The organism is Micromonospora sp. CPCC 205561 (genome assembly GCF_036906775.1).
Classification (GTDB): domain Bacteria; phylum Actinomycetota; class Actinomycetes; order Mycobacteriales; family Micromonosporaceae; genus Micromonospora.
In genome coordinates, this window is the sequence record NZ_JBAKHV010000004.1 from 90,439 (window position 1) to 108,823 (window position 18,385).

General features: G+C 70.8%; 15 protein-coding genes. 9 read left to right on the forward strand and 6 right to left on the reverse strand.

Translation table 11 applies throughout. The features are described from left to right. Positions 1-42 precede the first annotated feature (42 nt). The gene (locus tag V6V16_RS04770) at positions 43-1,989 is read left to right on the forward strand and encodes a nucleoside hydrolase (RefSeq protein WP_334559733.1); all 1,947 of its coding nucleotides are present in this window, start codon (positions 43-45) and stop codon (positions 1,987-1,989) included. Positions 1,990-2,144: 155 nt separating this feature from the next. On the opposite strand, the gene V6V16_RS04775 is transcribed toward V6V16_RS04770, so the two are convergent. After that, on the reverse strand, positions 2,145-4,451 hold the full coding sequence (locus V6V16_RS04775) for a rhamnogalacturonan lyase family protein (protein WP_334559735.1): 2,307 nt from the start codon (positions 4,449-4,451) through the stop codon (positions 2,145-2,147). A gap of 623 nt (positions 4,452-5,074) precedes the next feature. Between V6V16_RS04775 and V6V16_RS04780 the strand changes: the two genes are divergently transcribed. Continuing rightward, the gene (locus V6V16_RS04780) at positions 5,075-6,373 is read left to right on the forward strand and encodes an ABC transporter substrate-binding protein (RefSeq protein WP_334559737.1); all 1,299 of its coding nucleotides are present in this window, start codon (positions 5,075-5,077) and stop codon (positions 6,371-6,373) included. A gap of 115 nt (positions 6,374-6,488) precedes the next feature. Here the strand turns inward: V6V16_RS04780 and V6V16_RS04785 are convergent, their stop codons facing one another. Further along, positions 6,489-7,511, reverse strand: coding sequence for a LacI family DNA-binding transcriptional regulator (locus V6V16_RS04785; RefSeq protein WP_334559739.1), 1,023 nt, complete (start codon positions 7,509-7,511; stop codon positions 6,489-6,491). A 179-nt stretch (positions 7,512-7,690) separates the two neighbouring features. On the opposite strand from V6V16_RS04785, the gene V6V16_RS04790 reads away from it, so the two are divergent. Beyond that, positions 7,691-7,873: a hypothetical protein gene (locus V6V16_RS04790; protein WP_334559740.1), complete on the forward strand. Its 183-nt coding sequence runs from the start codon at positions 7,691-7,693 to the stop codon at positions 7,871-7,873. A gap of 53 nt (positions 7,874-7,926) precedes the next feature. Here the strand turns inward: V6V16_RS04790 and V6V16_RS04795 are convergent, their stop codons facing one another. Beyond that, positions 7,927-8,805: a carbohydrate ABC transporter permease gene (locus V6V16_RS04795; protein WP_334559741.1), complete on the reverse strand. Its 879-nt coding sequence runs from the start codon at positions 8,803-8,805 to the stop codon at positions 7,927-7,929. After that, positions 8,802-9,761 (reverse strand): carbohydrate ABC transporter permease, encoded by a 960-nt coding sequence (locus tag V6V16_RS04800; RefSeq protein ID WP_334559742.1) that lies wholly within the window; start codon positions 9,759-9,761, stop codon positions 8,802-8,804. Before V6V16_RS04800 ends, V6V16_RS04795 begins: the two co-directional genes overlap by 4 nt. A 464-nt stretch (positions 9,762-10,225) precedes the next feature. Here V6V16_RS04800 and V6V16_RS04805 point away from each other — a divergent pair, with 464 nt between their 5' ends. Genes V6V16_RS04805 through V6V16_RS27870 form a run of 6 tightly spaced genes read left to right on the forward strand, consistent with a single transcriptional unit; the run spans position 10,226 to position 15,695 of the window. Next, positions 10,226-10,579 carry an L-rhamnose mutarotase gene (locus V6V16_RS04805; RefSeq protein WP_334559744.1) on the forward strand — a complete coding sequence of 118 codons (354 nt, stop codon included), beginning with the start codon at positions 10,226-10,228 and terminating at the stop codon, positions 10,577-10,579. Then, the gene (gene rhaI / locus V6V16_RS04810; protein WP_334559746.1) at positions 10,576-11,754 is read left to right on the forward strand and encodes an L-rhamnose isomerase; all 1,179 of its coding nucleotides are present in this window, start codon (positions 10,576-10,578) and stop codon (positions 11,752-11,754) included. Before V6V16_RS04805 ends, rhaI begins: the two co-directional genes overlap by 4 nt. Before the next feature lie 36 nt (positions 11,755-11,790). Continuing rightward, positions 11,791-13,824, forward strand: a complete 2,034-nt coding sequence (locus V6V16_RS04815; RefSeq protein ID WP_334559747.1) for a bifunctional aldolase/short-chain dehydrogenase — start codon at positions 11,791-11,793, stop codon at positions 13,822-13,824. Positions 13,825-13,829: 5 nt separating this feature from the next. Further along, positions 13,830-15,275 (forward strand): rhamnulokinase, encoded by a 1,446-nt coding sequence (locus V6V16_RS04820; protein WP_334559748.1) that lies wholly within the window; start codon positions 13,830-13,832, stop codon positions 15,273-15,275. Positions 15,276-15,283: 8 nt separating this feature from the next. Next, complete coding sequence (locus tag V6V16_RS27865; protein ID WP_442934032.1) at positions 15,284-15,628, forward strand: heterodisulfide reductase-related iron-sulfur binding cluster; 345 nt, start codon at positions 15,284-15,286, stop codon at positions 15,626-15,628. Position 15,629: 1 nt separating this feature from the next. Further along, positions 15,630-15,695 (forward strand): hypothetical protein, encoded by a 66-nt coding sequence (locus V6V16_RS27870; protein WP_442934034.1) that lies wholly within the window; start codon positions 15,630-15,632, stop codon positions 15,693-15,695. A 50-nt stretch (positions 15,696-15,745) separates the two neighbouring features. On the opposite strand, the gene V6V16_RS04835 is transcribed toward V6V16_RS27870, so the two are convergent. Further along, a complete protein-coding gene (locus V6V16_RS04835; RefSeq protein WP_334559750.1) occupies positions 15,746-17,578 on the reverse strand; it encodes a B12-binding domain-containing radical SAM protein in 1,833 nt (610 codons plus the stop codon). Next, on the reverse strand, positions 17,575-18,378 hold the full coding sequence (locus tag V6V16_RS04840) for a hypothetical protein (protein WP_334559751.1): 804 nt from the start codon (positions 18,376-18,378) through the stop codon (positions 17,575-17,577). The genes V6V16_RS04835 and V6V16_RS04840 overlap by 4 nt, the downstream gene beginning before the upstream one ends. Between the last annotated feature and the right edge of the window lie 7 nt (positions 18,379-18,385).

Consider the following 18,385-nt stretch of genomic DNA (forward strand, 5'->3'; position numbering starts at 1 on the left):
ACTTCTCACCCCCGCCCCACCCCGTCCCCAACGGAGACCGCCATGCGCCGTACCCGGAAATGGTTCAGCATCGCCTGCGCCGGCCTGATGGTGAGCGCAACACTCATCGTCGCCGGCCCGACCGCCCCCGCCCACGCCGCCGACCCCGTCCGGATCATCTTCGACACCGACGTCGAGGACGACGTCGACGACGCCGGGGCGGTGGCCACCCTGCACGCCCTCGCCGACAACGGCGAGGCGCAGATCCTCGCCATGATGGTCAACACCAACAGCCAGTGGGGTGCCCCGGCACTCGACGCGATGAACACCTGGTACGGCCGGCCCAGCGTGCCGATCGGCACGCTGAAGCCGACAACCGACGGCACCAGCTCCCGGTACACCCGCCAGATCGCCCAGGAGTTCCCGAACGACCTGCGCACCGGCCACAACGCACCCGACGCCACCACGCTCTACCGGCAGGTCCTGGCCGCGCAGCCGGACGGCAGCGTCGTGATCGTCTCGGTCGGCTTCCTCACCAACCTCGCCAACCTGCTCGCCTCCGGCGCCGACGGGGCTAGCCCGCTGGGCGGGCGTGAACTGGTCGCCCGTAAGGTGCGGCTGCTCTCGGCGATGGCCGGCGCATTCCCGTCCGGCTCGGAGTTCAACCTGAACCAGCGCCCCTCGGCCGCCGCGGCGGCGCTGAACAACTGGCCGGGACGCGCCGTGTTCAGCGGCTACGAGATCGGCGACTCGATCTACACCGGCGGGGCGCTCACCCAGACCCCGGCGACCAACCCGATCCGACGCTCCTACGAGCTGTATCAGGGCGCCGGCAACAACCGCAGCAGTTGGGACCAGACCTCGGTCTACTACGCGGTGCGCGGCACGGCCGGGCTGTTCGGGCACGCGGGTGGCACCGGCTCGATCAGCGTGGACGCCGGCAACGGCTCGAACTACTGGAACACCTCCGTCGACAAGGACCAGAACTACCTGACCATGGTGGTTCCCGACGGCACCGTCGCCAGGGCCATCGACGCCCTCATGCTCCAACCGCCGCGGAACGGCAACCCGCCGCCCGGCTTCGTCCTGGGCGTCAACCTCAACGGCCCGGCCGTCACCGTGGACGGGGCGTCCTGGCGCTCATACAGCGCGGCGCTCGGCCAGGGCCTCTCGGTCGACCCCGGCGCGAACCTCGCCACCAACACAGTCGCCCCGAAGCCGGACCCGCCGGTCGGGGTCGGCTCGATGCTCAGCAGCGAGCTGTGGCGCACCGGGAACATCGGCATCAACCAGTCCCTGCCCAACGGCGGGTATCAGGTCTACATCTGGGTGATGGAGGACTTCCAGGCCGGATTCCGCTCCTTCCACGTCAACCTGGAGGGGACGACCGCCACCACTGTCAGCACCGGCACCGTCGGCTCGTGGCACAGGTACGGGCCGCTGCCAGTCACCGTCAGCGACGGCACCCTCGACCTCGACCTGATCCGGATCTTCGGCGACACTCTGATCCAGGGCTTCGCCGTCTACTCCGACAGCACCGCCGCCAGCACCTTCCGGGTCAACCTGAACGGTTCCTCGACCACCATCGACGGCAGGCCCTGGCACTCGCACGGCGACGCGCTGCACGCCGGCATGACCGTCGGCCCGGCCAACTACGCCGTCAACGCGGTCGGCCCGAACCCGGCCGCCCCGGCCGGCGTGACGGCCATGCTCAGCACCGAGTTGTGGCGCACCGGCGACCTCAATCTCTCCGTCCCGGTCCCGAACGGCGCCTACGACGTCTACCTGTGGGTGATGGAGGACTACCGGGCGGGGTACCGCAGCTTCGACGTGCGGCTGGAGTCCGCCTACGCCACCACCGTCAGCACCGGCGCCGTCGGCACCTGGCAACGGTACGGGCCGCTGCCGGTGACGGTGTCGGACGGCCGGGCGAGCATCGACCTGATCCAGCTGTACGGCGACACCCTGATCCAGGGTCTGGCGGTGGTGCCGCGGGGCCAGCCCGCGTAGCTGCGCCGGTCCGTCCAGGGGCCCGGTTACGCACCCGGAGAAGCTGGTGCCTCGTCATGCAGCCTTGAACGGGCGAGCGGGGGTGTCGGATCTCCGAGTCGGCGGCGAACTCGGCTTCGATCCAGTTCAGCCAGGAGGCGCAGCGGGGCCCGCCGTCAGAGACGCTCCCTGCTGACCGTGGCGTGGGACGGCGGTACGGCCGTCCCACGCCACGGGCCTCGGCGGAGGTGGATGTCGGGCTGAGGCGGGGTGGACATGCCGCTCCCGATGAAGAAGCTCGGGTGCGGCGGCTGGTTGTAGGCCGTGTTCTGCCAGGCGATCGCCACCCGGTACTGCGGGTCGTGCATCAGGGTGTAGATCCGGGTGCTGGTCGGGGTCGGGGTGCTGTAGATGCGCAGCGCGGTGTTGTCGCTGGTCCGCCAGATCACCTCTTCCCGCCAGTCACCGAGGATGTCACCCGACAGCGCCGGGTTGGACTTGGTGCCGTTGTTCGTCGCGACCCCGCTGGCGGTGAGCAGCCGGGTTTCGCCACTGGTGCCGTACTTGTCGACGCGGGTGCCGTCGACGAGTTCCCGGACCGGGTCACCGTCCCACCACGCGAGGTGGTTCGCCGACGACGGGTTCCTCCCCACCGACTGACCAGAGGTGTTGAAGAGGTTCGTCATGCCGGGTCCGGCACCCCAGAACTCCGCGCCCGCGCTGCCGGCGTAGATGTCCGCGGCCACACCCCGGCCGGGTCCCTCGGCCCCACCGTTGTTCGGCCGCTGCCAGATCACCTGACCGGTACGCGCGTCATGCACATCAGCGCCCGGCTGGTTACCGGACTCGTGGATGGTGAACACCTCCAGTCCGGCGCGAGCCGGAATCAGGTCACCCACCTGCAGGGCGTCGCCGTGGCCGAACCCGGTGCGGTACATCAGCGTTCCGTTGTCGTTGATCGTCGCCGACCCGTAGATGATCTCCTGTCGGCCGTCGGCGTCGACATCGGCGACAGAGAGGTTGTGGTTGCCCTGCCCGTAGGCGCCGACATTGCTGTTGCCCGAGTCGTACAACCACCGCCGGGTCAACGAGCCGTTGCGGAAGTCCCACGCCGCGATCGTGGCCCGGGTGTAGTACCCCCGCGCCATGATCAGCGACGGGCGCTCCCCGTCGAGGTACGCCGTGCCGGCCAGGAACCGGTCCACCCGGTTGCCGTACGAGTCGCCCCACGAGGCCACGTTGCCCCGACCCGGCTCGTAGTTGACGGTCGACATCGCGGCACCGGTCAGGCCGTTGAACATGGTCAGGAACTCCGGCCCGGCCAGGATGTACCCGTCGCCGTTACGGTGATCGGCGCTGGCGTTTCCGATCACCTGTCCGGTCCCCGACCGGGTACCGTCGGCCGTCTTCATCGCCACCTCGGCGCGGCCGTCGCCGTCGTAGTCGTACACCTGGAACTGGGTGTAGTGCGCCCCGGCCCGGATGTTGCGTCCCAGGTCGATCCGCCACAGCCGCTGCCCGTTGAGGCGGTACGCGTCAACGAAGACGTTGCTGGTCACGCCGGCCTGCGAGTTGTCCTTCGCGTTGGCGGGGTCCCACTTCAACACGATCTCGTACTGACCGTCGCCGTCGAGGTCGCCGACCGACGCGTCGTTCGCCGAGTAGGAGGTACCGGGCGGCGAGATCGGCACATCGAGGTAGCCGTTGGTGAACTGCAGGGCCGCGCCCGAAGCGGCCTGCTCGACCCCGTTCACCACGGCCCGCACGGTGTACGTCGAACCGGCTGCCGCCCCGGAGTCCAGGTAGTTCGTGGCCCCGCTGATCGGCGAGGAGTTCACCCGGGTCGAGCCACGGTAGACGTTGAACGACACCCCCGACGTCTCGGTGCCCAACAACCGCCAGGAGACCAGGTTCCCGCTGCCGGACCGGACACTGATGAGGCCCCGATCGAGATCCTCCATCTGGATGCTGCCGTCCGTGGGCGGCGGACTGGTCGGCGGCGGAGTGGTCGGTGGGGGAGTGGTCGGTGGTGGTGTTGTCGGGTCGCCGGGGGTGGTCGGCGCGACTCCGCCGGTGCAGGTGGTGCCGTTCATGACGAAGCTCGTCGGGGCCGGATTGGTGGAGTCGTTCCACGATCCGTTGAACCCGAACGAGGTGCCGGCACTGGTGCCGAGCGCGCCGTTGTAGCCGACGTCCTTGGCGGTGACCTGGCTGCCGCTCTGGGTGATGGCGGCGTTCCAGGCCTGGGTCACCTGCTGCCCGGCCCCGTACGACCAGGTCAGGGTCCAGGCGCTGACCGGGTCACCGAGATTGGTCAGGGTGACGTTGGTGCCGAACCCGCCCTGCCACTGGTTGATCACCTGGTAGTCGACTCGGCAGCCGGCGGCGGCGGCGGAGGCGACCACGGTGGTGAACGTCCCGGCGACGGTGAGAAGGCCGGCCGTGGCGGCGAGCAGGGCGGAGCGATGTCGTGAAACTGGCATGGTGGACTCCATCGTTGGCAAGGGTCGCTGCCGCGGCTCCGCCCGGAGAAGTCGCGGTGGTCTGATCGTGGCCGTCTCAGGCTCGTGGAGGCGTTGCCGTCGCGCCTTCAGCCCGATCGACTGAAAGGTTTCATTTGGTGAGATGAAAAATCCCGCCCAAAGAACGGCAGGCGATACCGCAACCATGACGGCGCCTGGTGGGCGTGCCCATAGCCCGAGGCGCCTGAGATCATTCGGCCGGCGGCGCGTACCTGGACCCTACTCCGGACCATCATCGCCTTCAAGTGGTCTGCTTCGATCTCTTGCCGCGCCCCCGGCCGACCGGAGGGCGCGACAGGGTAGTGATGACGGGCGGGTACGGCGGCGCCGACCAGGGCGCGCCGGGTGGGGATGCGGACCTCCCGCTCGCGTTGGGCAGCCTCGGACAACGTCTCATGCCCGCTTCGGCGAATGCGGGTCTCGGCGTGACGGCGTGGTGGCGGGGACGTGGCTTCCCCTTGACACTGCTCAACCCGTACCTCTAGCGTCCGCCCTAGCATTGGTTTAAATCGTTTCATTGCCGCTGGGCGTGCAGCCGTGCAGCCGCCCCGCTTCGTCCCGAGCGCCATTGCGGAGGAGAACCGATGACTGTGCAGGTACGTAGCGGAGGGCGCACCACCCGGATCGCCGCGTCGCTGCTGGCGACACTGCTCGTGCTGCCGCTGGCGGGCTGCGGCGACGAGGGGGACGACGGGGGACCGGTGACCCTCGACTTCGCCTGGTGGGGTAACGACGCCCGGGCCGAGGTGACCGAGAGGGCGATCGACCTCTTCGAGAAGAAGTACCCCGATGTCAAGGTGAACACCTCGTTCGGGGCCTTCGACGCGTACTTCCAGAAGTTGTCGACCCAGATCGCCGGCGGTGACGCCCCCGACGTGGTGCAGATGGACCGCGCCTACCTCCGCGAGTACGCCGAGCGCAACGCGCTGCTCGACCTGACGAGGTCCATCGAGGACGGCATTCTCAAGGTCACCGACATCAGTCCGTCGCTGCTGCCCGCCGGCAAGGTCGGTGACGCCACCTTCGCCGTCCCGATGGGCCAGAACACCCAGGGCGTCATCTACGACCCGGCAATCTGGCAGCAGGCCGGCGTGTCCGCGCCGACCCTGAGCTGGACGTGGGACGACATGCTCGCCGCCGGCGCCAGGGTCAGCCAGGCCACCGGGGGAAAGGTGGCTGGCTTCGGCGACTTCGGTTACGCGATCGACTGGTTCGACGTCTGGCTCAACCAGCGGGGCAAGTCGATCTACACGGCGGACGGGAAGCTGGGATTCGGCGCGGCCGAGCTGACCGAGTTCTGGACGCTCACCGGCCGGCTGCGCGACGGCAGGGCGCTCGCTCCGGCGGCACTGACCACGCAGCTCGACGGGTCCATCCAGAACTCGTCGCTGATCAAGAAGGGTGTCAGCGCGGAGGTCAACTACGACTCCTCGTACACGGCCCTGGTGGGGGCGTACGGCAAGCCGCTGAGGATCGGCCCGGTGCCCAGCGACACCGACAAGCGCGGCATGCTGGCGCAGAAGTCGATGTCGCTCAGCGTCGCCAGGGCCAGCAAGCACCCCAAGGAGGCCGCGCAGCTGGTCGATTTCCTGGTCAACGACGTGGAGGCCGGCAAGGTCATGGGCGTGAGCCGCGGGCTGCCGGCCAACGGCAAGGTCCGCGACGCCATCGCGCCGATCCTGCCCGCCAACGACAAGGTCGTCTACGACTACGAGCAGTCGGTGGCCGCGCTGCTGCTGCCCACCCCGCCCGCGCAGCCGAAGGGTGGCGGCGCCGTGAAGGCGGAGTTCCAGCGCGTGTACGACGAGGTCATATTCGGGCGACTGCCGGTCGACAAGGCCGCGGAGCAGCTCGTCAACGAGGCGCAGGGCCAGCTCGGCTGATCCGACGCAACGCTGTGCGCCCTCCCGCCCCGGCGACGGCGCACGGTACGCACGTCGGCTCCTCGGCGGTGCTGCCCGCCGAGGAGCGGGAGCGTACGGGCCAGCGGCGTCCCGCTCAGCCGCGGCGGAAGGAGTGCTGGCTGGATTCGCGGACCACCAGCTCCGGTTCGAAGACGATCTGCCGGTGCTGGTGGCCCGCGGGGTCGTTGGCCTCGTCCAGGATCAGCTCCGCCGCGCTGCGGCCGAGTTCCTGGCGTGGCTGTCGGACCGAGGTCAGCGGGACCGCCGCGGCGGCGGCGAACTCGATGTCGTCGTAGCCGACCAGGGCGATGTCGTCGGGTACCCGGATCTGCTGGCGGGTCAGCCCCTGCAACACGCCGAGGGCCAGCAGGTCGTTGGCGCAGAAGATCGCGGTGGGGCGTGCGGAGCGGGGCAGGCCCAGGACGCGCGACACGGCGTCCCGCCCGGCCGCCACCGTCGGGCTCGGGGTGTCCAGCCGGCGCAGGTTGTCAGCGCCCAGACCGGCCTCCTCCAGCGCCTTGACGCCGCCGTGGTAGCGGTCGGTGACCTGCTCCAGCCGCCAGGGTCCGCCGACGAACGCGATCTGCTCGTGCCCGGCCTCGACCAGGTGCCGCACCGCCAACTCCCCGCCGAGCCGGTCGTCGACGGAGACGGAGCAGAAGTCACGGCTGGGCGCCGGTCGATCCAACACCACCACCAGGATGCCCCGGCTGCGCAGCCGGTCCAGCCGGGCGTTGTCGTCGCCGACCGGGGTGATCAGGACGCCCTGGACCCGCTGCTCCTCCAACAGGTCGAGGTAGCGGCCCTCCCGGGCGGCCTCGCCGTTGCTGTTGCAGAAGATGACGGCCATGCCGGCCGGTCCGGTGGTGTCGTCGACGCCCTTGGCGATGTCGGTGAAGAACGGGTTGGCCACGTCCAGCACGACCAGCCCGAGCGTGCGCCCGCGCCCACGGCGCAGGTGGCGGGCCGCGTCGTTGGGCACGAAGCCGAGCTCGTTGATCGCCGCCCGGACCCGGCCCCGGGTCAGCTCGGAGACCAGGTTGGGCCGGTTGAGCACGTTCGAGACGGTGCCCACCGACACGCCGGCGCGGCTGGCCACGTCCTTGATACTCGCCATCGGCGCAGTCACCGCTCTCCTCCCGAACGCCCCGGCGGAGGGGACGGCTGTTGAAACGGTTCGAGCATATCGGCCCGCCCGTCGCCCCCGGCCGCTCCCGACGTGTCGCGCCCGCCACCGCCGCGGGCGGATCAGCGCAGCTGCGCTGCCCGCCGGGCCCGCTCCTCCACCGTCCGGCGGTGCGCAGCAGCAGCGCCAACACCAGGGCGAGCGTGACCACCAGCGCCGGTCCCACCAGCCGGGCGCCGGGCAGTCCGGACAGCACGGCGGCCAGGTCGGCCAGGGCCAGGGTGCCGAGGACCGGCACCACGGCGTACGGCCACGGGCCGCTGCGGGCGACCGCTGCGAACGCGCGCAGGTAGCGCGACACGGTCACCCCGGTCCGGGGGTGGGCCGTCGAGGCCGCCGGTCAGGGTCAACCCTTCAGCCCGGACGTCGCGATGCCCTCCACCAGGTAGCGCTGGAAGGCCAGGAAGAAGCAGATCACCGGCAGGATGCTCAACACCGACATGGCGAACATCGGGCCGAACGCCGACTCGCTCGTCTGGTCGATGAACAGGCGCAGGGCCAGCGGCAGCGTGTAGGTGTCCGGGTCGTTGAGGTAGACGAGCTGGCTGAAGAAGTCGTTCCAGGTCCAGATGAAGGTGAAGATCGTGGTGGTGACCAGGGCCGGCTTCAGCAGCGGCAGGATGACGTGCCGAAAGGTGGCGATCGGACCGCAGCCGTCGATCTCCGCGGCCTCGTCCAGCTCGCGCGGCAGCCCCCGGATGAACTGCACCATGAGGAAGATGAAGAAGGCGTCGGTCGCCAGCAGCTTGGGCAGGATCAGCGGCACGAAGGAGCCGACCAGGTCGAGCTTCTGGAAGATGGTGTACTGCGGGATCAGCACCACGTGGTACGGCAGCATGATGGTCAGCAGGGTCAGCGCGAAGAGCGGGCCGCGCAGCCGGAACCGCAGCCGCGCGAAGGCGTACGCGGCCAGTGAGCAGGAGATCAGGTTGCCGACCACCGCCCCGATCGAGACGATCAGCGAATTGCCGAAGAACCGCCAGACGCTGATGCCGGCGATGCCGTCGAAGGCGGCCCGGTAGTTCTCCGGAGCCAGCCGGCTCGGCACGGGACTGAGGCTGGACAGGATCTCCGAGGTCGGCTTGACCGAGGCGGTGAGCAGCCAGAAGACCGGATAGAGCAGCAGCAGCACCAGCAGGATCATGCCGGCGTGCCACGCGAGCGCGGCCGGTCGGTGGCGGGTTGCCGGGCGGGTCGCCGGCGCGTCGGCTGGAGTCGCCGTCACTTGTCCTCCCCGGAGTAGAAGACCCATCGGCGTGCGGTGCCGAAGAACAGCGCGGTGATCACGGCGACCGTCAGCAGCAGGAGCCAGGCCATCGCCGAGGCGTAACCCATCCTGAACTGGGAGAACCCGCGCTCGTACAGGTAGAGCGTGTAGAACAGCGTGGAGTTGCCGGGCCCGCCGCGCCCGCCGCTGACCACGAAGGCCGGCGTGAACGCCTGGAAGGCGTGGATGGTCTCCAGCACCAGGTTGAACAGGATGATGGGGGAGAGCATGGGCAGCGTCACCGAGCGGAACGTGCGCCACCGACCGGCGCCGTCCACCGCGGCGGCGTCGTACAGCTCCTGCGGGATCTGCTTGAGGCCGGCCAGGAAGATCACCATCGGCGCGCCGAACTGCCACACGGCCAGGATGATCAGGACGTAGAGCGCGTAGTCCGGTTCGTTGATCCAGCCGCCGCTGTCCCAGCCGACGGTGTTGGTGAGCGAGTCGACGACTCCCTCGTCGGTGAAGAGCGCGCGCCAGACCAGTGCCAGCGCCACGCCGGTGCCGAGCAGCGACGGGGCGTAGAGCGATGAGCGATAGAAGCCCTGGCCGCGGCGCGGCCTGTTGAGCAGCAACGCGACGGCCAGCGCGGCGGCGAGCTTGAGTGGCACCGAGAGCAGCACGTACTTCGCGGTGACGGCGGCCGAGGCGAGAAACCGGGGGTCGTCGGTGAACAGCCGCCGGTAGTTGTCGAGGCCGACCCACCGCGGGGTGGTGAACAGGTCGTAGTCGGTGAAGGACAGGTAGAGCGAGGCGAGCATCGGCCCGACGGTGAGCAGCAGCGCCCCGCAGACCCAGGGGGAGAGGAACAGGAAGGCGATGCCGGGGCGGTCCCGCCTGCGCCGTTGGCGCGGCCCGCCGGCGCCGGCCCCGGCGGGCGGCGCTGCCGCCGCGTCGAGTGTCTGCACTGTCATCGGCTCAGCTTCCGATCGCCCACCGCCGGAGCGAGTGGATCCGGTGAGTGAAACAGTTCAATCATCGGGAAGCTACCGGCGGCCCCTGGGGGTGTCAACGCGCCGTGTGCCCAGATCGGCGTTCGGGCGCCTTGCCTGCGCCGCGCCAGCAGCCTTGACACCCATGGGAGCTGACCGATACGTTGCGGCAAGGACTTGAAACGGTTCACAGCGCTCCGGAGATTCACTGCCGGCCCCTGGAGGCTTCCGAGATGCCGCAGGCAACCCCCGTCCGTCCCGCTCGGACCCGCCGGCTGCTCGCCGTCGGCGACTCACTGGCGCTGCTCGCAGCCCTTGCGCCCCCGAGCACGGCATCGGCTACGCCCGGCCCGGCCGCCAGAGCAACCTCGACCAGTTCCAGTTCCGAGCCGTCCGGCCGGCGTCGGGCCTGACCGCCGGCGCGGGCCGGAAGCGACGGGAGAACCATGCGCCGCATCTGCTTCACCCTCCAGGTCCGCCCCGACCGGTTGGACGAGTACCGCGTCCGGCACGCGCACGTCTGGCCGGACATGCTCGCCGCCCTCTCCGCGAGCGGCTGGCGCGACTACTCGCTCTTCCTCCGCGAGGACGGCCTGCTGGTGGGGTTCCTCGTGACGGACGACTTCGCGGCGGCCCGGGCCGCCATGCGGGCACACGCCGTCAACGCCCGCTGGCAGGCGGAGATGGCGCCCTTCTTCGTCGGCCTCGACCACGAGACAGCCGACCGCGCCATGCGGCCGCTGGACGAGGTCTTCAACCTCGAGGCGCAGCTCGCCGCCCGGACGGGAGAAACAGCATGACGCGGACCGACGTGACCCGCGACCGGGTCAAGCGGGCCCTGCGTGCCCAGCGCATCGAAACCCCGTCCTGGGCGTACGCCAACTCGGGCACCCGCTTCAAGGTCTTCACCCAGGAGGGCGTGCCGCGCGACCCGTACGAGAAGATCGCCGACGCCGCCGTCGTGCACCGGCTCACCGGGATCGCGCCCACGGTTGCCCTGCACATCCCGTGGGACCGGGTCGACGACTACACCGATCTGGCCCGCCACGCGGCCGACCGGGGCGTCACGCTGGGCGCGATCAACGCCAACGTGTTCCAGGACGACGACTACAGGCTCGGCAGCGTCACGAACCCCGACCCCGGCGTACGGCGCAAGGCGGTCGACCATCTGCTCGAATGCGTCGACATCATGGACCGCACCGGCTCCAGGGACCTGAAGTTGTGGTTCTCCGACGGCACCAACTACCCGGGCCAGGACGACATCCGCGCCCGGCAGGACCGGCTGGCCGTCGCCCTGCGCGAGACCTACGACCGGCTCGGCGACAACCAGCGCCTGCTGCTGGAGTACAAGCTGTTCGAGCCGGCCTTCTACGCCACCGACGTGCCCGACTGGGGCACCGCGTACGCACACTGTCTCGAACTCGGACCGAGGGCGCGGGTCGTCATCGACACCGGGCACCACGCACCGGGTACCAACATCGAGTTCATCGTGGCCTTCCTGCTGCGCGCCGGAAGGCTCGGCGGGTTCGACTTCAACTCACGCTTCTACGCCGACGACGACCTGATGGCCGGCGCCGCGGACCCGTTCCAGCTCTTCCGGATCATGTACGAGATCGTCCGCGGTGACGCGTTGCGTGCGGAGGCCGGCATCGCGTTCATGCTCGACCAGTGCCACAACGTCGAGGCGAAGATCCCGGCGATCATCCGATCGGTGCTGAACGTGCAGGAGGCCACCGCCAAGGCGCTGCTGGTCGACGCCGACGCCCTCGCGGCCGCACAGCAGGCCGGTGACGTTCTCGGCGCGAACGCCGTGCTGATGGACGCGTACAACAGCGATGTGCGGCCGCTGCTCGCCGACCTGCGCACCGAGCTGGGCCTGGACCCGGACCCGATGGCCGCCTACGCCCGCTCCGGCTACTTCGAGAGGATCCGCGCCGAACGCGTCGGCGGCCAGCAGGCCGGTTGGGGCGCCTGAGCACACCCGGGAACGGGGACAGGGGACACGAGGACCATGCACTCCGAAGTTCAGGCACTGGTCGCCCGCAGCAATCGGCTCGGCGCCGACCCGACCACGACCAACTACGCCGGCGGCAACACCTCGGCCAAGGGCAGGGCCACCGACCCGGTGACCGGCGCACCGGTGGACCTCCTGTGGGTCAAGGGCTCCGGCGGTGACCTCGGCACCCTCACCGAGGCCGGCCTCGCGGTGCTCAGGCTCGACCGGCTGCGTGCCCTCGTCGAGGTCTATCCCGGTGTCGACCGGGAGGACGAGATGGTCACCGCCCTCGACTACTGCCTACACGGCCGCGGCGGCACAGCGCCGTCGATCGACACCGCGATGCACGGCCTGGTCGACGCCCCGCACGTCGACCACCTGCACCCCGACGCCGGCATCGCCATCGCCACCGCCGCCGACGGCCCGGCGCTGGTCGAGGAGATCTTCGGCGACCGCGTGGCCTGGGTACCGTGGCGGCGGCCCGGCTTCCAGCTCGGCCTGGACATCGCCGCCATGGCGCGGGCCAACCCCCGGGCGATCGGCGTCATCCTCGGTGGGCACGGCATCACCGCCTGGGGCGCGACCAGCGAGGAGTGCGAGCACAACTCACGGGAGATCATTCGCGCCGCCCAGGCGCACCTCGACCGGCGGGGCCGGCCTGAGCCGTTCGGTCCGGTCATCGCCGGCTGGGCGCCGCTGCCGGTGGCCGAGCGCAGGGCCCGGGCCGCCGCGCTGGCGCCGGTCATCCGGGGCCTGGTGTCGACCGACCGCCCGCAGGTCGGCCACTACAGCGACAGCGACGTGGTGCTCGACTTCGTCGCCCGCGAGCGGCACCCCGCACTGGCGGCGCTCGGCACGTCCTGCCCCGACCACTTCCTGCGCACCAAGGTCCTTCCGATGGTGCTCGACCTGCCACCGACGGCACCGATCGAGGACACCGTCGCACGACTTCGGGAACTGCACGAGGCCTACCGCGACGACTACCGCGCCTACTACGAACGGCACGCCGATCCGACCAGCCCGCCGATGCGTGGCGCCGACCCGGCCGTCGTCCTCGTTCCGGGCGTGGGCATGTTCAGCTACGGGGCGAACAAGCAGGCCGCCCGGGTGGCCGGCGAGTTCTACGTCAACGCGATCAACGTGATGCGCGGCGCCGAGTCCGTGTCGCGGTACGCGCCGATCGACGAGGCCGAGAAGTTCCGCATCGAATACTGGGCTCTCGAGGAAGCCAAGCTCGCCCGGATGCCCGAGCCGAAGCCGCTCGCCACCCGGATCGCAGTGGTCACCGGCGCCGGCTCCGGCATCGGCCGGGCGACAGCGAAGCGGCTCGCCGCCGAGGGCGCCTGTGTGGCTGTCGCCGACCGGGACGCCGCCGCCGCCGAGAGGGTCGCCGCTGAACTGGGCGGTCCCGACGTCGCGGTGGCCGTGGTGGTCGACGTGACCGTCGCCGCGGCGGTCGCCGCCGCCGTGGACGCCGCGGTGCTCGCGTTCGGCGGTCTGGATCTCGTGGTCAACAATGCCGGGCTGTCGCTGTCGAAAACTCTGCTGGAGACGACCGAGGAGGACTGGGACAGCCAGCACGACGTGATGGCGAAGGGCTCCTTCCTGGTTTCGCGCGAGGCCGCCCGCAGGCTCATCGAGCAGGGCATGGGCGGCGACATCGTCTACATCTCCAGCAAGAACTCGCTCTTCGCCGGCCCGAACAACGTCGCCTACGGCGCGGCCAAGGCCGACCAGGCGCACCAGGTCCGACTGCTCGCCGCCGAGCTCGGCAGCCACGGCATCCGGGTCAACGGCATCAATCCCGACGGCGTGGTACGCGGCTCGGGCATCTTCGCCGGCGGCTGGGGTGCCGAGCGGGCGGCCGTCCACGGCGTGCCGGAGGAGCGGCTGGGAGAGTTCTACGCCCAGCGCACCCTGCTGAAGCGGGAGGTGCTTCCCGAACACGTCGCCAACGCCGTCTTCGTGCTCACCGGCCCGGATCTGTCGCACACCACGGGCCTGCACATCCCGGTGGACGCCGGCGTCGCCGCGGCCTTCCTGCGCTGACCGCGATGAACCGTCCGGAGCACAGGAGCGTCGCCGTCGCCGCCGTCGACCTGGGCGCGTCGAGCGGCCGGATCATGGTCGGTCACGTCGGTGCGGGCCGGGTCGAGGTGACCGAGACGCATCGCTTCGGCAACGACCCGGTCGACGTGGCCGGGACGCTGCACTGGGACATCCTCCGCCTGTGGCACGAGATCCGCCGGGGCCTGCGGACGGCCGGTCCGGTGGCGAGTGTCGGCGTCGACTCCTGGGCCGTCGACCATGGGCTGCTCGACGCGGCCGGGACGTTGCTGGGAAACCCGGTGCACTACCGCGACGCGCGCACCGTCGGCGTCGCCGAGCGGGTGTCCCGGCACCTGGGGGAGGAGAGGCTGTACCGCACCACCGGCCTGCAACAGCTGTCGTTCAACACCCTCTACCAGCTGGTCGCGGCGGCCGGGACGCCGCAGCTGGAGACGGCCCGTCGACTGCTGCTGATTCCGGACCTCATCGGCTACTGGCTCACCGGCCGGATCGGCGCCGAACGCACGAACGCGTCGACGACCCAGCTGTACGACCTGAACCGGCGGACCTGGGCCACCGACCTGATGACCGACGCGGGCGTCAGCCGTGACCTGTTCCCGTCGTTGCACGACCCCGGCACCCGGCTGGGCCCGATCCGAGTCGACCTGGAGCTTCCCGGCACACCCGAGGTGGTGGCGGTCGGTTCGCACGACACCGCGTCCGCGGTGGTCGGCGTACCCGCCGCGGGGGAACGGTTCGCCTTCGTCTCGTGCGGCACCTGGTCCCTGGTCGGGGTCGAGCTCGAAGCCCCGGTGCTCACCGAGGAGAGCCGACGGGCCAACTTCACCAACGAGTCCGGCGTCGACGGGACCATCCGCTACCTGCGCAACGTGATGGGCCTGTGGCTGCTCCAGGAGTCGCTGCGCGGCTGGGCCGACCCGGACCTGTCCGACCTGCTGCGGCGGGCCGCCCGGGAACCGTCATTGCGGTCGGTGGTGGACCCGGACGACCCGATGTTCCTGCCACCGGGCGACATGCCGGCGCGCATCGCCGAGGCGTGCCGGCGGGCGGGTGAGCCGGTACCCGTGAGCCCGGCGGCCACCGTCCGCTGCATCATCGACTCCCTGGCGCTGGCGCACCGACGGGCGGTGCGGCAGGTGCAGCACCTGTCCGGTCGGCACGTCGAGGTCGTGCACATCGTCGGCGGCGGGGCCCGCAACGAACTGCTCTGCCAGCTGACCGCCGACGCGTGTGGCCTGCCGGTGATCGCCGGGCCGGTGGAGGCCACCGCGCTGGGCAACATCCTGGTACAGGCGCGGGTCTTCGGCGCCGCCGGCGGTGACCTGGCCGGCCTGCGGGCCCTTCTCCGCGAGACGCAGCACCTGGTGCGGTACGAACCACGCGGCGACGAGGTGGCGTGGCGGGCCGCCGAGACCCGGATGGGTGGTTGAGGACGCGGGTGGCGTTGTTCGTGACGTGCCTGGCGGACACGGTGTTCCCCCAGGCCGCGATGGCGACGGTGCGGCTGCTGGAACGGCTGGGCCATGCGGTGGTCTTCCCGGAGGGCCAGACGTGTTGCGGGCAGACGCACGTCAACTCCGGACATCAGGCGCAGGCCCTGTCGTTGGTGCGACGGCACGTACGCGCGTTCGAGCCGTTCGACGTGGTCGTCGCGCCATCCGGTTCATGCGTCGGCTCGGTGCGTCACCAGCATGCCAGGGTGGCTCGCCGAGCGGGGGACGGAGAGCTGGTTAGCCGCGCGGCGGCTGCTGACCTGGATCAGCGGCCCCTCCGCGACCAGTGACATCGAACCCGACCGGGTGGAGGGCGTGCACGGCCCGCGAAGCCTCCACGTGATCATCACGCCCTAGGACTACGGCGACGCCGGACCAGCACCGGACGTGGGGCGAGGGCGGCGGTCTCACTGCTGGGTCGGGACGGCCTGCTGGTGCAGCGCGGAGCCCAGGATGTCCGCGGCGAGGCGGTAGAGGTCGGAGGCGGCCTCCCCGGTGATGGCGGAGAACTGGTGCGCGGTCTCGAACGCCGGGTGCCGCTCCAGCTTGTCGCGGTAGTCGGGCAGCGGCGCGTCCGACCTCATCAGGTCCAGCCACTGGCGGGTGCCGGGGTAGGGGCTGTTGATGTTCAGCGCCACACACCCGTCGGGGATGCAGCCCTCCCGGTGCATGTCGGCGATGAGTTGAAGCGTCCGTACCCGCTGCTCGTCGGTCTCGCCCAGGCCGAACTGCAGCGAGGTGCCGACCCGGACACCGGCGGCACGACACCAGCGGGCGACCCGCCGGAACTGCTCCGTCCAGTCCGTCGGCTCCGCGAGCAGCCGCAGTCGCTGCACCTTCTGCACCCGTTCGGCGTCCGGCTGGGCCGACTCCACGCCGAAGTAGATGTAGCTGCATCCGGTCCGGCCCATCCGGTGCAGCAGCTTCTCGTCCACGTCGTTGATGGTGGTCTGGCAGCCCCACTCGACCCGCCGGCCGGCCGCCTGGTCCGTCTCGAGCATCGCGAGCAGGTCCGACAGCCAGCGGCGGTTCTGCGTGAACGTGCTGTCGTCGAAGAACACCGCCTCGAATCCCTGGTCTCCGCGGAGGCGGATCTCCCGCATCACGTGCCCCGGCGTACGCTGCCGGATCTTCGGCTGGTTGTAGAGGAACGCGTCCGCGGACTCGTGGCAGAACGAGCAGGAGTACTTGCAGCCGAGAGCGGCCATGACCTGAGCGGTCCGCCGGTTGTCGAAGACGGGGAAGAGGTTCTCGTGGGTGAGCCGGGTGACGTCGATGAACGGCAGCCTGTTGCCGTCGATCGGCGTGCCGCTCAGCGGTATCGGCGTGATCCGCTCGGTGTCGTCGTCGACGAGGATGAGCTGACCGACCCCGGGAAGGGCGGCGAAGCGTTCGGGACTGGCCAGCAGTCTCTTGCGCAGCGCGCGGGCATCGGTGGGCAGGTCCTCGGCGATCACCATGAGCACCTCGGGCAGGGCGAAGACAGCGTCCCCGGCGAAGACCACGTCCACGATGGCGCGTTCCCGCTCCTGGGCGAAGGTCTGCAGGGCCGCCAGCCGGGCCAGCTGCGGGGACGTCAACGAGTACGACCCGTGGACGCCGCGCTGCCGTTCGCTCATCGCCCCGACCCGCTCGGAGGTGGACCGGTAGGCATCCGGGTTCACGGCGTCCTCGTGTTGCCCCCCGAGCAGCACGATGCTGTTCGGGGAGACCGCCTTCACCAACTCGGCGATGCGGATCGCGAAGTGGTGGCCCTCCGACAGGTTGCTGATGCCGACGACCACGGGGAGGTGCTCGGCCACGCACTCGACGAGCGCCTTCTCGAACGCGTCGCTGTAGGCCGGCGGGTTGAGCACACCGACGACCTCCGGCACCCGGTCGCGGGGAAACTCGTCGATGCGCAGCATGCGGTCGAGCAGGCAGGTGGCGTACAGCAGGGGGGTCGGCATCCCGGGAAAGGCGCCGGTGGCGTTCTCCTCGATGTGGGGGGCGCTGACGAACAGGACCGGGAAGTGCTTGAGGCGGTGTCCCTGCCGTTCCGCCTCCGGCCCGCTCGCGGTGCCCAGTCGGGCGATCAGCTGTCGCTCCCGGTCCAACTCGCGCCGCATCGCCTCGGGAGAGACGGTGCCGGGGTCCAGGCCGTCGCCCGGGTACCAGCGCCATCCCCGCTCGTGCTCGGAGAGGTCGCGCGCGATGCGCTCCGCCCGTTGCCGGCGGATGCGCTCCTCTGCACCGGTCACCGGCCGAGGACCTTCAGGACGAACGCCGCGACGTCGGCGTCCGCCAGCAGGCGGCTGCGGTCGACCGGGAACGTGGTCGCGCCGACCAGGAGATCGGCCGGGTATTCGGCGTCCTGCGTACCGGAGAGCACCACGGACCCGAGCGGGGCCGCGGCCGGCGGCCGGGCGGCCGACAGCGACGACGCGGCGAGGAAGGCGAGGTAGGCGGCGAACCGGTCGGCGAGTTGCCGTTGCATGGCGGCGGGCACGGGCATCGTGCGGCAGGCGGCGGCGAGCGCCGTACGGTAGGCGTCCTCCAGGCCGGCCAGGACCGGCAGCAGCGCGCGGCCCGTTGTCGCGGCCTGCGTGTCGCGGGCCGCGGCGGGGGCGAGGGCCGTCGCCAGCTCCTCGGGCCCGAGGTGGGCGGCGAGGGAGTCGACCGCCTGCCGGTACTCGCCGAGGGCGATCCGGCTGTCCACGAGGACCGGGTCCACCGTGACGAGGCTCGGGTCGGCCGCACCGGACCCGCGGATCGCGGCCGCGAGTCGGGCGGCGAGCGGTGCGGCGGCGCAGTGCCCCAGGACACCGACGACGGGCGTCCCGTCCGCGAGGGCGCCGGCCAGCCACGGCTCGATGTAGGCGCCGGGCTCCGTCACCTCGGTGACGGTCGTCGCCGGCGGTACCGCCTCGAGCACCCGGTACCCGGTCAGGTGCGGGGCGAGCTCCGCGCAGCCGGGATCGCCGCGTCGCGCCTCGAACGCGACGGTGAGGATCACGCCCGCGCTGCCGTCGGCCAGCAGGCGCCAGGGGGATGGTGTCATCATGCTC